At 45.9% G+C, this 14,766-nt stretch carries 11 protein-coding genes; 10 read left to right on the top strand and 1 reads right to left on the bottom strand.

The annotated features are described in order from the left end of the window. The first annotated feature begins 231 nt into the window (after window positions 1-231). From HQ865_RS11400 to HQ865_RS11355, 10 genes are all read left to right on the top strand, one after another. Complete coding sequence (locus HQ865_RS11400; RefSeq protein ID WP_173415018.1) at window positions 232-1,167, top strand: glycoside hydrolase family 43 protein; 936 nt, start codon at window positions 232-234, stop codon at window positions 1,165-1,167. 319 nt (window positions 1,168-1,486) lie between these two features. Beyond that, complete coding sequence (locus HQ865_RS11395) at window positions 1,487-2,785, top strand: DEAD/DEAH box helicase (RefSeq protein ID WP_173415017.1); 1,299 nt, start codon at window positions 1,487-1,489, stop codon at window positions 2,783-2,785. Window positions 2,786-3,188: 403 nt separating this feature from the next. Further along, window positions 3,189-5,468: a glycoside hydrolase family 3 N-terminal domain-containing protein gene (locus HQ865_RS11390; protein WP_173415016.1), complete on the top strand. Its 2,280-nt coding sequence runs from the start codon at window positions 3,189-3,191 to the stop codon at window positions 5,466-5,468. Between the two features lie 215 nt (window positions 5,469-5,683). Continuing rightward, a complete protein-coding gene (locus HQ865_RS11385) occupies window positions 5,684-6,931 on the top strand; it encodes an efflux RND transporter periplasmic adaptor subunit (RefSeq protein ID WP_173415015.1) in 1,248 nt (415 codons plus the stop codon). Between the two features lie 5 nt (window positions 6,932-6,936). After that, complete coding sequence (locus HQ865_RS11380; protein ID WP_173415014.1) at window positions 6,937-8,403, top strand: TolC family protein; 1,467 nt, start codon at window positions 6,937-6,939, stop codon at window positions 8,401-8,403. 19 nt (window positions 8,404-8,422) lie between these two features. After that, on the top strand, window positions 8,423-9,088 hold the full coding sequence (locus HQ865_RS11375; protein ID WP_173415013.1) for an ABC transporter ATP-binding protein: 666 nt from the start codon (window positions 8,423-8,425) through the stop codon (window positions 9,086-9,088). Window positions 9,089-9,112: 24 nt separating this feature from the next. Beyond that, complete coding sequence (locus HQ865_RS11370; protein ID WP_173415012.1) at window positions 9,113-10,348, top strand: ABC transporter permease; 1,236 nt, start codon at window positions 9,113-9,115, stop codon at window positions 10,346-10,348. Between the two features lie 30 nt (window positions 10,349-10,378). Beyond that, complete coding sequence (locus HQ865_RS11365) at window positions 10,379-11,569, top strand: ABC transporter permease (protein ID WP_173415011.1); 1,191 nt, start codon at window positions 10,379-10,381, stop codon at window positions 11,567-11,569. Window position 11,570: 1 nt separating this feature from the next. After that, window positions 11,571-12,944 (top strand): sigma-54-dependent transcriptional regulator, encoded by a 1,374-nt coding sequence (locus tag HQ865_RS11360; protein ID WP_173415010.1) that lies wholly within the window; start codon window positions 11,571-11,573, stop codon window positions 12,942-12,944. Then, entirely contained in the window at window positions 12,928-14,247 is a 1,320-nt protein-coding gene (locus HQ865_RS11355; protein ID WP_173415009.1) for a sensor histidine kinase, read from the top strand. The genes HQ865_RS11360 and HQ865_RS11355 overlap by 17 nt, the downstream gene beginning before the upstream one ends. Here the strand turns inward: HQ865_RS11355 and HQ865_RS11350 are convergent. Then, complete coding sequence (locus HQ865_RS11350) at window positions 14,244-14,741, bottom strand: hypothetical protein (RefSeq protein WP_173415008.1); 498 nt, start codon at window positions 14,739-14,741, stop codon at window positions 14,244-14,246. The two genes, HQ865_RS11355 and HQ865_RS11350, sit on opposite strands and share 4 nt — an antisense overlap. Window positions 14,742-14,766 lie beyond the last annotated feature (25 nt).

The following is a 14,766-nucleotide window of genomic DNA, read 5'->3' as shown; positions in this document are numbered from 1 at the left end:
AAAATGTTGGTAGCACAATGGTATAAGATATTGCAGCGTGCCGTCAGGTACGCTATATTTTGTTCCGTACCTATGGCACGGGAAAGACCAACACATATTTTTTCTACCAACATTTCACTCCGATGGGGTGTATCTGCTTTTTAACAATGATATTGATGACAAAGGCGCAAAGATGGAAAATTTGCGCCTTTGCTTTTTTTACCTAATTTTCGCATCAACAAATCCAGCGCTATGAACATCCGCCTGATAACCGCTTTAACGTTTTTAACCCTTTTAACCATAACCGCCACCGCGCAGCATAACCCAATCATCCAGGGTTGGTACGCCGATCCGGAGGGTATTAAATACGGCGATACCTACTGGGTTTTCCCAACCTACTCGGCAAAATATAACGATCAGGTTTTTCTTGATGCTTTTTCGTCAAAGGACTTGAAGACCTGGGAGAAGCATCCGCGCATCATCGATACATCGGCGGTGAAATGGGCCAAACGAGCCATGTGGGCGCCTGCCGTGCTGCAAAAAGACAAGAAATATTATCTGTTCTTCGGCGCTAACGATGTACACCAGGGCGAGGTAGGCGGCATTGGCGTAGCCGTTGCCAGCAAACCGGATGGACCATACAAAGATTTGTTGGGTGAACCACTAATCAGCGATATAGCCAATGGAGCGCAACCCATCGATCAGTTTGTGTTTAAGGATAAGGATGGCACTTATTACATGTATTATGGCGGCTGGGGCCATTGCAATGTGGTGAAACTGAAGAGCGATTTCAGAGGATTGCAGCCATTTCCCGATGGCAGCACTTATAAGGAGATCACCCCGCAAGGCTATGTAGAAGGCCCTTATATGTTTATGCGGGGCGGCAAATATTACTTTATGTGGAGCGAGGGCGGCTGGACCGGTCCCGACTATAAAGTAGCCTACGCCATAGCCGATTCACCCTTCGGGCCGTTCAAGCGTTTGTCTACCGTGTTAGAGCAAGATCCTGAAATTGCTACCGGTGCCGGGCATCACTCGGTTATCCATTCGGTTAGCGATGATAAATATTACATCGTTTACCACCGCCGCCCGCTTGGCGAAACCGCCGCAAATCACCGTGTAGTATGCATTGATGAGATGAAGTTTGACAGCGAGGGACATATCTTAAAGGTAAAGATGACGAAGTAGAAGGCTCCGGCTATTCTAAAGCGGGAAAGTACGGATAATAATCCTTATAAATGGAGGCGGAAGTTTGTCAGTACCTTGAAAAATGGCGTTTTGGTGAAAAAATGAAATTCTGAACAAATGGGTATATTGATTTGAATATCAATTACTTGTGTGTTCAATTTTTGTTCAAAAAACAAGGATTTTTGTTCAATTTTTTTTTACATGCAGCAGGCTGCGCATTCCGGTTGTGTTGGGATCAGTGATTTACAAAGATATGTCCAGATGGCAGCTTTAGCACAGTTTTAGAGGGGCTGAAGTTTTTTGCCTACATTTGCCCGCTATGACATGGTCTGATAAAACAAAGCTTAATAAACAATTACTGCGCTCGGTTGCCGAACTGGGCTTCGCCGCGCCAAAGGAAATTCAGCAGCGGACTATGTCGCGTATTGCCGGCGGTCAGGACGTGATCGCTATCGGCCCGGAGGGTTGCGGCAAGACCACAGCTTACGTGCTTTCGGTATTAAATAAATTTAACTACGCACCTGATGGTGTACCGTTGGTATTAATACTGGTGCCCAACCAGGAAGCTGTTGAAGCAGTATTGCAGCAATTCGACCTGATCAACAAAAACAAATCAATCAGTATAGTTGGCCTGTACGCTACCGGTGGTATGCAGGATCAGTTAGATGCTTTGGCCGATGGTGCCGATATTGTAGTGGCCACGCCAGATCGTGCCCGCGCCATTTACCTTAAATTAGGCCTTAATCTTAACAAAATAGAACTGCTGATACTGGATGATGCTGATCAGATAGTAAAGCAAGGCCTGCAACTCCCAACTATAGAACTGGCCAACAGCATTACCAAAGCGCAGCGCCTGGTATTTACCGAAGTGATGCACGATAAGCTGGAACGCATGATCGAACCGTTTATGAACATGCCTGCTTTGGTAGAAGTGGAGGAAGTAGGGCACGGAGTGCTGAACATCCATCCGCAGGTGCTTTACCAGGTACCCAATTTTGGCACCAAGCTTAACCTGTTAAACCTGTTTATGCAGGATGAAGAACTGTTTACCAAAACTGTGGTGTTTGTAAATACCCGCCAAACAGCCGAGAAGATCTATAAGGATATGCAATCGGCCGCCAAAAACACGGTGGCGCTTTATAATCCCTGGGGGCACAGTTGGCAGGGTTTTGAGTCTGTTGCGGATTTTCACGCGGATGAAGCATCGCGTATGCTCATTGTTGCTAACGAGAATGAGGACAATATTGAGACAGGTGATATCCCTTTCCTGCTGCATTTTGACCTGCCCGGGGATAAGGATACCTTTATCGCCCGTATGCTGATCAACCCGACGGCTACCGAAGAGGAAACCCTGTCCATTACCTTTGCCACCGATATTGAACTGGGGCAGGTGCGAAAAATTGAACATGCTACAGGGCAAAAATTTCCGGTAGTTGAACTCCCCGACGATTTGGTTATTGTCAGGGATAAAAAGACTAAGCCAGAAGAAAAACCCACCGCCCCCAAGGCAAATGAACCCGGCCCCGCTTTTCACGAGAAAAAGGCCAGCAATGTAAAAAACTACAACTACAGTTCGGGCGAGAAGGCAAAGATGAATAAAAAGAAGAAGCACGGTTAAATATTTACTTGTGATACAAGCGCGTTAAATAAACGTTTATAGTTGCCCGATAAACGATAATAAGCCCATTTTACAGCCAATAATATCAATTGCGATGTATCCGTATCGCAATTTTTAATATCATACATCAATATTTTCCCAAACATTGCCTGGGCTGGCTGGCCAGCCGGTATAAGTTCAAAAACCTATTGAAATTTGACCGGGTCGCTATGGCAATCTGATGCATGAACTGTGGGTACTACATCTCTTCTACATCTGTATCCCGTAAATATCTATATGTTAGTTTAATAGTCAATATTGCCAATCAGGTTGTGTAAAATGTTTACGTAACGCCCTAAAACGCAATGCTATTATTTTAATATTTGTGCTGTTAACCAGTTACGTACAAAATACACTTACTTTAATGCACCCGCTCCGTAAACCGCTATTGCTAAAGCATTTTCTTTTACTTGCCGTTATTTTTGCTTTTACCCCCGCCGCCTTTTCGCAAAGTAAGGCTAAAGTTAAAACTTCGGCCCCGGCTAAAGGTCTTAATCCCGTTATCGAAAATAAAATTACGGCCCTGTTGGCTAAAATGACCATCGATGAAAAAGTCGGCCAGCTAAACCAGTACAGCAGCGATAAGGTGGTTACCGGCCCGATCACAAATTCGGGTAATAAACTGCAGGATGTAAAGGATGGCAAGATCGGTTCGTTGTTAAACGTGCGCGGGGTTGATTATACCCGCCAATGGCAGGATGCGGCCATGCAGTCGAGGTTGAAGATCCCGTTGCTTTTTGGTTTGGATGTGATACATGGTTACCGTACCACATTCCCTATTCCACTGGCCGAAGCCGCCAGCTGGGATCTGGATGCGATACAATTATCAGCCCGTATAGCCGCCGAAGAAGCATCGGCTTCGGGCATCCACTGGACATTTGCCCCAATGGTTGATCTGGCCCGCGACCCACGCTGGGGCCGGGTAATGGAGGGGGCCGGTGAGGATCCGTTCTTAGGTTCGGCTATTGCAAGGGCGCGAGTGATCGGCTTCCAGGGTAAGGGTTTGGGTAATACCGATGCCGTGATGGCTTGTGTTAAGCACTTTGCGGCTTACGGTGCCGCCATCGGTGGCCGCGATTATAACAGTGTGGATATGAGCCTGCGTAACCTTTGGGAATTTTACCTGCCGCCCTTTAAAGCCGCTGCCGAGGCTGGCGCGGCAACCTTTATGAACTCGTTTAACGACCTGAACGGCACACCTGCATCTGCAAGTAAATACCTGCAAACCGATATCCTGAAAAGCAAATGGGGTTTCAAGGGCTTTGTAGTAAGCGATTGGGGCTCGATACGCGAAATGGTAGCACACGGTTATGCTAAAGATACTTACGAAGCCGCCGATCAGGCTATCCACGCCGGTAACGATATGGATATGGAAGGTCGCGCCTATAATAATAACCTGGCCAAACTGGTAAAGGATGGTAAGGTGAGCATGGCCATAGTTGATGAAGCTGTGCGCCGAGTACTGCGCAAAAAATATGAGTTGGGTTTGTTTGATGACCCATACAAATTCAGCAATGCCGAGCGTGAAAAGCAAACGTTGAACAAGCAGTCATTTATTGATGCTGAGCGCGATGTAGCCCGCAAAAGCATGGTGCTGCTGAAAAATCAAAACCAATTATTACCCCTGGATAAAAATAAAACAGTCGCGCTAATTGGCCCGCTGGTAAAATCAGAGGCGGATATGAAAGGCTTTTGGTCGGTTGACTGGGAGGGCAAAGATCATTCGGTAACTTTATTTGAGGGCATGGAAGCGGCAGGTGCCAAGGTAAATTATGCTAAAGGCTGCGATGTTTCCGATACTTCACGCGCGGGTTTTGCTGAGGCAGTTAAAACTGCCATGAAAGCCGATGTGGTGGTAATGGCCGTTGGCGAAACCGCCGTAATGAGCGGCGAGGCCAAAAGCCGCTCGGATATTACTTTGCCGGGTGTTCAGGAAGAATTGATAAAAGCCATACAAGCTACCGGAAAGCCGGTGGTGGTATTAATTATGGCTGGCCGCCCGTTGGTATTTAACTGGACTGCCGACCATGTGCCTGCTATTGTTTACACCTGGTGGCTGGGTAACGAGGCTGGTAACGCCATTGCCGATGTGCTTTATGGCAAATACAATCCATCGGGCAAACTGCCGATGACCTTTCCACAAAGCGTAGGGCAGGTTCCTATTTATTATAATTATTTAAACACCGGCCGCCCGTCAAAGGACGACGCGTTTTCTAAATATTCATCGGGTTACCTGGATATCACCAAGCGTCCCAAATACGCGTTCGGTTACGGCTTAAGCTATACTAAATTCGAGTACAGCGACCTGAAGTTATCTAAAAATGATATGCGCAAAGCTGAAGAGATCACCGTAAGTTTTACCATTAAAAACACCGGCAAATACGCGGGCGAAGAAGTAGCGCAACTGTACCTGCAGGATGCCGTATCCCAACCTGTGCGCCCTGTAAAGGAACTAAAAGGCTTTAAAAAGCTGATGCTACAGCCGGGCGAGAGTAAAACAGTAAGCTTTGTGATCGATAAGGACAAGCTATCGTTCTATAACAACGATCTGCAATGGATCACCCAGCCGGGCAAGTTTAATGTATTTATCGGTAGCGCTTCGGATGATATCAGGCTGCAAAAAAGTTTTAACCTGTTGGATTAATACCGGATACATTTAAAATATCAGACCAGGCACTGCATTACGCGGTGCCTGTTTTGTTTTTGAGCTATTTTAAATTCGGGCGCATCCTGTCCGTAATCAATTATTTTGTCCGATATCGATCACTTTTTGAAAAATTAAAATCTATAATATACTGAAAATCAAAAATTTAAGTTTGGTACGCCACTTGCAAACAATAAGCAAAATATCACAATTGAATGGACAAGGAACTGGCACCGGAAATTATCACTAAACGAAAGAACAAGAACATCATAATAGGTCTTACGGCAGTGGCCGTACTGGCTTTTTCTGTATGGCTGCTGCGCGGCTATTTAAAATCATCTATTAAACGGGCCGATATTACTACAGCCAAAGTAGAGATCGGCAATATCGAAAACACTGTAAATGCATCGGGCGAAGTATTGCCTGAGTTTGAAGAGGTATTGACCAGCCCCATTGCCGCTTCTATTAAAAGCGCGCTGATGGATGCCGGCAGTAAGGTAAAGCCCGGTCAATCCATCATCACGCTGGATAAATCGGCTACCGAGACCGAGTTTGCCAAGTTGCAATTTCAACTGGAAACCAAGCAGAACGAGATCAGTAAACTGAAACTGGATCTGAACAAGAGTTTCTACGACATTAAATCGAACAATGACATTAAGCAATTACGCATTGCCAACCTAACCGATGCCGTTGAGAATGCCAAACGCCTGTTTAAAGCCGGTGGCGGTACCCGCGAAGGGATAGAGCAGGCTGAACTGAACCTGAAAGTGGCCCAACTGGAAAAGAAGCAATTGGAAAACGAGATCAGGAATAAACAGCAAACCATGCAGATCGAGATCAAGGAAGCGGAGATTGCTGCTGCCATCCAAAAAAGTGATCTGAACGAATTGCAGCGTAAACTGAACCTGGCCAATATTGTGGCTACCCGCAACGGTGTAGTTACCTACGTAAATAAAAATATTGGCGCCACCGTAAGCACCGGCGAGATCCTGGCCCGCATTGCCGACCTGAGTAGCTTTAAAGTAGCCGGTAGCATTGCCGATAACTCGTTAGATCAATTACGCAGCGGTGTGCCGGTTATTGTGCGCATTAATGATGATCAGTTACGTGGCGTGGTAACCAATGTATCACCATCGGTGCAAAATGGGGTGGCCTCGTTCGATATCAGGCTGGATGAGCGCAACAGTAAGCTACTGCGCCCGAATATGAAAGTAGATGTGTTTTTGGTGACTGCTACCCGCAGCCGTGTTATGCGTGTAGCCAATGGGCCGGCTTTTAAAGGGCCAAGTGTGCAGGATATCTTTATTGTCCGCAACGGTAAAGCCGAAAGGCGTACGGTTCATATCGGTCTGAGCAATTTCGATTACGTGCAGATATTGGATGGCGTGCAGCCCGGCGATGTGGTGATCACATCAGACATGAGCGAATACAAAAATTCGACAGAGTTAACCATTAAAGATTGATCGCCATGTTGAATTTTAAACATATACTCACAGCAATACTGGTACTAGCCGGCCTTAAGGCCTGGTGTAACACACCGGGCGATACCATTCGCTTATCCCTGCAGCAAGTGGTAGAAATGGCTAAGCGAAATTCCATATCGGCCAAACAGGCTACCACCGTGCGCGAAACCAAGTATTGGGAGTGGCGGTCGTTCCGCTCTAACTACCAGCCACAACTGGCCTTAAGTGGCATTTTACCGGGATACAATAAAACCTATACGCAAATTGTGCAGCCCAACGGTACCATACTTTTCCAGCCGGTGCATAACGATAATTCATCGCTGGCCCTAAATTTCAGTCAGAGTATTACCGCTACCGGTGGCACTATTTTCGGCACCACATCTATGCAGCGCTTTGACGATTTCGACCGGCACAACACCCTGTACAATGGCGTGCCTTATGGCATTGGCTATAGCCAGCCGCTGTTCCAGTTTAACCAGTTGAAGTGGGATAAAAAGATAGAACCGCTAAAGTATAACGAGAGTAAGCAGGCCTATATCGAATCGCAGGAGAAGATAGCTATTACTGTGGCCGGTTATTTTTTTGACCTGCTGCTGGCACAGGTAAACCTGCACGTCGCCGAACTGAATCTCACCAATACCCAAAATATCCTGAAGGTAGCCAACCTGAAATTTGAACTGGGTAAAATATCAAAGAACGAGATCTTGCAACTGGAACTGGAACAACTCAACGCCAAAAAAGATGTAGGCACTGCCCAGCGCGATATGGAAATTGCCACGCTGAACCTGCGCAGCTATACCGGGCAGGAGGGAACCGAGAAGATTGCGCTTGATGTGCCCGAAATTGTTGCCGATATCAGTGTATCGACAGATAAGGTGCTGGCTGAGGCATTGGAAAACCGCTCAGATGCGATAGCCTTTGTTCGCCGCTTGGCCGAGGCTAAGCGAGATGTGGCTAAGGCAAAAGGGCAAAACGGTTTGGTGGCAACGCTAAACGCAAACCTTGGCTTCTCTAACAGCGCAACCAACATCCCCGATGTTTACCGCTCGCCGCAGGATCAGCAGGTGGTACAGCTGCAATTCTCGCTGCCGATATTGGATTGGGGGCGTTCAAGATCGCGCGTGAAGACTGCCGAAGCTAACGAGCAGTTTACCAACTACGCTGTTGAGCAGGATAAGCAAACCTTTAAGCAGCAAATAGTAACGCAGGTTACACTGTTCAATATGATGAAGAATCAAATGCTGCTAACCGGTAAGGCCGATACTATTGCCGCCGAGAAATACCAGATTGCTAAAGACCGCTACCTGCTTGGCGACCTAAGCATTACCGACCTGAGCATCTCCTTTAAAGAGAACGACCAGGCCAAGCGCGATTATGTAGCATCGCTGCGCGATTTTTGGAGCGCTTATTACCAGTTGCGCTACCTCTCGCTATACGATTTTGAAAAGAAGCAAAAGATCACTTACAAATAAAACATATAGATAAAACCTTATGATACGTTTACAAAACATTGAAAAAGTATACCGCACCAGCACCATCGAGACGCTGGCGCTAAACAACATTAACCTGGATGTGGATAAGGGCGAGTTCCTTTCCATTATGGGGCCATCGGGTTGCGGCAAAAGTACGCTGTTAAATATTATGGGCCTGTTGGATAACCCATCAAAAGGCATGGTAAAAATTGGCGACCAGGCTATCGATCATTTTACCGATAAGCAACTGGCCGCTTTTCGCAACAGTAAGCTGGGCTTTATATTCCAAAGTTACCACCTGATCAACGACTTACAGGTGCTGGATAATGTAGAACTTCCGCTATTGTATCGCAACTCATCGGCTGCCGAAAGGAAACAACTGGCTACCGAAGCTTTGGCAAAAGTAGGGTTGAGCAACCGCATGAAGCACTTTCCAACACAGCTATCAGGCGGGCAAAAGCAGCGTGTAGCCATTGCCCGCGCTATTGTGGGCCGGCCCGATATTATTTTGGCCGATGAGCCTACCGGTAACCTGGATAGCGCCATGGGTAACGAGATTATGCAGATACTGATAGACCTGAACCGCAACGAGGGTACCACCATAGTAATGGTAACGCACGATGAAAATATGGCGCACAAAACCCACCGCCTGGTAAGGTTATTTGATGGTTCGCAGGTTCAGTAATTCATCAACCTAAAATTAATTATCATGTTAAAAAACTACTTTAAAATAGCCATAGCCGTACTGCGCCGCCGTAAATTCTTTACGTTCATCAGCCTGTTCGGTATCAGCTTTACGCTTACCGTACTGATGGTGATCACCGCTTTGCTAAGCAATGTGATCAACCCCGGTTACCCGGATAAAAAACGCGACCGCTGTTTGTATATCCCCAGGCTCGAAATGACATCGAAAAAAGGCTGGATGATGCGCACGGCTTCGTCGTTTTATTTTTTAAACCATTTTGCAGGAAGCTTAAAAACACCCGAGAAGATCGGGATCGCGTCGGGTTCGCAAACCTCTAACGCGTATGTAAATAATAAAAAACTGGTTATCGATGTTAAATTTACCAATGCCGATTTTTGGGATATTGGCGATTTTGACTTTATAGAAGGCAAACCATACAACAAAAGCCAAATAGACCAGTCGCAGCGGGTAACCGTGATCAGCGAGCGCACTAAGTTAGATTACTTTGGCGATGTACCCAGTGTGGTTGGCAAATACATTGAGGCCGACAATGTGCAATACCGGGTAATAGGCGTGGTAAAGAGTGTGCCTATAAGCGCCGACGCGTTTTACGGTAATATGTACCTGCCGTATACGGTTTCCAAGTCAGACTATCGCAGCAAAAACTATGACGGCCCTTATCAGGCCATATTGTTAGGTCATTCAACCGCCGATCTGGAAAAAATGCAGGCGGAGTATGCAGCTATTGTGCGTAAGATACCTGTTGTTGATAAAGATTACGATCAGCTTTACAGCAATGCCGACACCTATTTTAGAAGCGTTGTAAGGGATATTGCCGGCAAGGGCAATAAATCGGGCATGTTTGTTTTTATTGCCAGCGCCAGCGCTATTGTGTTGTTGTTTTTATTGCTGCCAACTATCAACCTGGTAAACATTAATATCACCCGCATTATGGAGCGGTCGAGCGAGATAGGTGTGCGCAAAGCTTTTGGGGCATCATCACGCACACTGGTGTATCAGTTTGTGATCGAAAACATTATCCTCACGCTTATCGGCGGCATTTTAGGCGTGATATTTTCCATCCTGGTGCTGCATTTCATTAACAGCCTCCAATTAATTAAGGATATGACATTTACACTCAACCTCGAGGTGTTGTTTTACAGCTTGCTGGCCTGCCTGTTTTTCGGTTTCCTTTCGGGCGTTTACCCGGCCTGGCGCATGTCGCGGTTAAATGTTGTTACCGCTTTAAAGGCGCAATAAATCTATTTATCACATTAAATTCAACAAACGATGTTTAAGCATTTATTTAAACTCATCTGGAATAAAAAGAAACAAAACTCGCTGCTGATAGCCGAGATGCTTGTTTCGTTCATCGTCATTTTCGCCGTGTTCTCGCTGATGGCCTACTTCTATCAAAACTTTAAAAAGCCTATGGGTTTCGAGTATGAGGATGTATGGGTAATTAACTATCAGAACAATCAAAAATTCAGTACGACCGATTCGGTAAACCTTTATTACGAAACCCTAACCAAAACCATTAAACAATTGCCGCAAGTAAAGGAAATTAGCTTCGCGCATACCAATGTGCCCTTTGCAAACAGCACCGGCATGACCGGCTTTAACTATAAGGGCAAGGATATACAAAGCGTAAATAACTATACGGTAGACGAAAAATACAGCGATGTATTTAAGATGAACATATTGGAAGGCCGCTGGTTTATTCCGCAAGACAAAATAGCGGCCAGGCGCCATATATTGATCAACCAAACCCTAAAGGAAGAATTATTTGGCAAAGGGAAGGCCATAGGGCAGGTAATTGGCGACGACAAGGGGAAAGCCAAAGATAAAATGGAGATCATCGGCGTAGTGCAGGACATGAAGGATAAAGGCGATTACTATTCGGCGGGCCGTGGTTTGTACAACCCTATCGATACCGGGGCCTTTCGGTACCTGAGCACCATGCTAATAAAAGTTACCCCTGATGCTGATGCCGCTTTTGAAAGTAAGCTGTATAAAACCATTACCAATTATATGAAGAACGCCACGGTTGAGATCGAACATCTGTCGCAAAAGCGGGTAGCCATGAATAAGGTTACGCTGATACCTACTGTGGTGCTGCTTACTATAGCTGGTTTCCTGATCATTAATGTTGCACTGGGGCTTTTTGGCGTATTGTGGTACAACATTAATAAACGTAAGGGCGAAATAGGCTTACGCCGGGCCATAGGCGCGAGTGGTAATGCCGTATCTAAGCAAATAGTTACCGAGGCTATGGTGCTGGCTACGCTATCCTTAATTATCGGATCGTTTTTCGCGGTACAGTTCCCTTTGCTGCATGTGTTTGATGTTGCCGCCAGTGTTTATATTACGGCGTTAATTTTAGCAATATTATTCATTTATTTGCTGGTGCTGATATGCTCGTTATATCCCGGCAGGCAGGCAGCCGCAATTTACCCGGCCGTAGCCTTACACGAAGAGTAATATGATACTGATAATTGATGATGATATAGCTGTGCGTACCTCGCTCATCCTGTTAATGGAGGGCGAGGGTTATAGCGTTAAAGCCACCGAAAACCCCGGTGATGCCTTAACTATTATCAAAAAGCAAAAGCCCGAACTGGTCATCCTCGACCTGAATTTTTCTATTGATACATCGGGCAGGGAAGGGTTGGAACTGCTGGCCAGGATCAAGCAGATCGATGCCGGCATCCCAATTATTTTGATCACCGGATGGGGTAGTATTGAACTGGCCGTACAAGGCATGAAGGCCGGCGCTAACGATTTTATCAATAAACCCTGGAGTAACGACCATCTGCTGCAATCGATAAAAACTTTACTTGACCTGCAGGATACCCGAGCAGAGCATCGCACCCGAAAGCAACTGGATAAAACTTACAATTTCCAGCACATTATTGGCGAAGACCCTAAGATGCTGGATATACTGGAAACAATCGGCCGCGTAGCTGCTACCGATGCATCTATACTGATTATGGGCGAAAGCGGTACAGGCAAGGAACTGATAGCCGAGGCCGTTCATCAAAACAGCCTGCGCCGCAACAAGCCTTTTATCAAAGTAAATTTGGGCGGTATCTCTACCTCGTTGTTCGAGAGCGAGATGTTTGGTCACATGCGCGGGGCCTTTACCGATGCTCGGTTTGATAGGGTAGGCCGCTTCGAAATGGCTAATAAAGGCACCATTTTTTTAGATGAGATTGGAGACGTGGATGCCGGTAGCCAGGTAAAACTGCTACGTGTATTGCAGGACAGGACTTATGAAGTACTGGGCAGCAGTCGTACCAAAACGGTAGATACCCGGGTAGTGTGTGCCACCAATAAAAACCTGAACGAGATGGTAAGCCGAGGCACTTTCCGCGAGGATCTGTTATACCGCATCAATCTCATCACTATATACCTGCCGCCCTTGCGCGAAAGGCCGAAGGATATCCCTTTGCTGGTCAACTTTTTTATCGATAATTTAAAGGAGATCTATAACCGGCCCAAACTATTGGTAAATGCCAATACCATGAAGTGGCTTACGCAGTTGCCGCTGCCGGGCAATATCCGCCAGTTGAAGAATTTGGTGGAGCGCACCATTTTAGTCAGTCGGCGTGATGAACTGGATATCGAAGATTTCCGTTCGCAACTGGAACTATCTCCTGTAAAAAAAGGGAATATGCAATTACCTGGCGTAGGTACCTTAACTTTGGAAGAAGTTGAGGTAGAGATGATCAAGCGTGCTATGGAATATCACAAAAATAAAATATCAAAGGCTGCCGCATCACTGGGGCTAACCCGCAGCGCCCTGTACCGCCGTTTAGATAAGTACCAGATCCCGTACGATGAGGCTGAGTACTAAGTATATCCTGTTTGTAGTACTGGTGCATGTAATAACGCTGGGACTAACATGGTTTATTTTTGATGATAATAAGCTGTTCTTCATAGCTGCCGAGGCGGTAGTGATCGTGTCGCTGGTAATTTCATGGCGCTTGTATCGCCAGCTGGTGATGCCCCTAAAATACCTGATGCAGGGTGTTGAGGCTATTAAAGACCGCGATTTTAACGTAAAGTTTCTGCCCACCGGTAAGCACGAGGTAGATCAATTGGTGGATGTGTACAACCAGATGATAGATGAATTGCGCACCGAACGCACCCGGCAAGAGCAGCAGCACTTCTTCCTCGAAAAACTGATCCATACATCGCCCACGGGCATTTTGATATTGGACTATGATAACCGCGTGGAGCACCTTAACCCGCGGGCGCTGCAAATATTCGCGGTAGATGAAAAAGAGGTGCAGGGCCAACTGATCACTGACCTGCCGCAGCCGCTGTTCAAACATATTACTGAATTGATGGTGGGCGAATCTGTAGTGGCCAAACCGGATGGCATGAACACCTATAAATTGCAAAAGGCGCATTTTATCGATCGTGGTTTTGCCCGACAGTTTATTATGATAGAGGAACTAACCGCCGAGATACTGGCCGCCGAAAAAAGCACCTACGGCAAGGTGATCCGTATGATGGCGCACGAGGTGAACAATACCATCGGCCCGGTAAATTCTATTATCAATTCGGCGTTGAATAATGATAAGGTTTGGGAAAGCCACCAGTTTAATAACCTGAAGGATGCCCTGCAAGTGGCGGCCGACCGTAACCAAAACCTGAACCTGTTTATGCGCAACTTTGCCGAACTGGTGAAGCTGCCCGCGCCCAAAAAGCAAAATATCGATCTGCATAAACTGCTGCGCTCGGTAGTTAGTTTGATGACTTTAAAAGCAGCCGATAAAGGTGTGGCGATCTATTTAAACCTGCAAGGCGACCAGTTGATGATCCGGGCTGATGAACAGCTAATGGAGCAGGTGCTGATCAATATCATTAAAAATAGTATCGAAGCTATTAATCACGCAACAGGGGTGATTAATATCAGTACCGATAAAAACACGCTTACCATTATCGATAATGGCCCCGGCATCAGCAATGCCGATAGCGCAAACCTGTTCTCGCCGTTTTATAGTACTAAAAAAGATGGGCAGGGGATAGGGCTAACTGTGGTACGGCAAATATTAACCGATCATGGCTTTGAGTTCTCGCTAAATACGGCGGGAGAATTAACTTCCTTCGTGATCGGGTTTAAGCAGGCAAGTGGTACCAGTTTAATTTAAAAACGGCCGGTTAATTTATATTTTAACTTGGTTAAGAATCTAAACCATTTATACTCAATTGTATTGTGCTGCCAGTTAATATCAAATTTTCCTTGTCGCTTGTACATGTAATAAGGTACAAGTATTTTGCAATGTAGCGTAGGTGGCTCTTTCGCCACTATTTGCTGATGGTTTTCATTCTGAGAAAATTCCCTGAAGAAGTACTTTATCTCTATAATGGTCTCATCGCGCAGTACTCTATAAACGAATACGTCATACATTTGCAAATACAATTCTTCCAATTCGGGTATCAGCGCACTTAGTGTCTGAGGCTTCTTTTTGCCATTGCTTAGGTAAACATCTTCATACAGTTCAATTGAGTTTTTTCTATTGTCTACAACTGTAATAATATAGCCAATATTCCTTGAGATTTTGTTCCAGGTCAACTCCTCAGCCAATTTAATAAGCGCAATAGTGGCATCTTGGAGGTCTTGCTGTAAAGTTTCTTTGGTCATGACATTCACTTACGCAAGATAACAA

It is taken from the genome of Mucilaginibacter mali (genome assembly GCF_013283875.1).
Taxonomy (GTDB): Bacteria; Bacteroidota; Bacteroidia; order Sphingobacteriales; family Sphingobacteriaceae; genus Mucilaginibacter; species Mucilaginibacter mali.
This window is presented reverse-complemented; position numbering and strand designations above follow the sequence as displayed.

What these genes read in the sequence shown, in the direction of transcription:
- HQ865_RS11400 (WP_173415018.1), top strand. Translation starts at nt 232, where the DNA reads ATGAACATCCGCCTGATAACCGCTTTAACGTTTTTAACCCTTTTAACC.
- HQ865_RS11395 (WP_173415017.1), top strand. Translation starts at nt 1,487, where the DNA reads ATGACATGGTCTGATAAAACAAAGCTTAATAAACAATTACTGCGCTCG.
- HQ865_RS11390 (WP_173415016.1), top strand. Translation starts at nt 3,189, where the DNA reads ATGCACCCGCTCCGTAAACCGCTATTGCTAAAGCATTTTCTTTTACTT.
- HQ865_RS11385 (WP_173415015.1), top strand. Translation starts at nt 5,684, where the DNA reads ATGGACAAGGAACTGGCACCGGAAATTATCACTAAACGAAAGAACAAG.
- HQ865_RS11380 (WP_173415014.1), top strand. Translation starts at nt 6,937, where the DNA reads ATGTTGAATTTTAAACATATACTCACAGCAATACTGGTACTAGCCGGC.
- HQ865_RS11375 (WP_173415013.1), top strand. Translation starts at nt 8,423, where the DNA reads ATGATACGTTTACAAAACATTGAAAAAGTATACCGCACCAGCACCATC.
- HQ865_RS11370 (WP_173415012.1), top strand. Translation starts at nt 9,113, where the DNA reads ATGTTAAAAAACTACTTTAAAATAGCCATAGCCGTACTGCGCCGCCGT.
- HQ865_RS11365 (WP_173415011.1), top strand. Translation starts at nt 10,379, where the DNA reads ATGTTTAAGCATTTATTTAAACTCATCTGGAATAAAAAGAAACAAAAC.
- HQ865_RS11360 (WP_173415010.1), top strand. Translation starts at nt 11,571, where the DNA reads ATGATACTGATAATTGATGATGATATAGCTGTGCGTACCTCGCTCATC.
- HQ865_RS11355 (WP_173415009.1), top strand. Translation starts at nt 12,928, where the DNA reads ATGAGGCTGAGTACTAAGTATATCCTGTTTGTAGTACTGGTGCATGTA.
- HQ865_RS11350 (WP_173415008.1), bottom strand. Translation starts at nt 14,741, where the DNA reads ATGACCAAAGAAACTTTACAGCAAGACCTCCAAGATGCCACTATTGCG.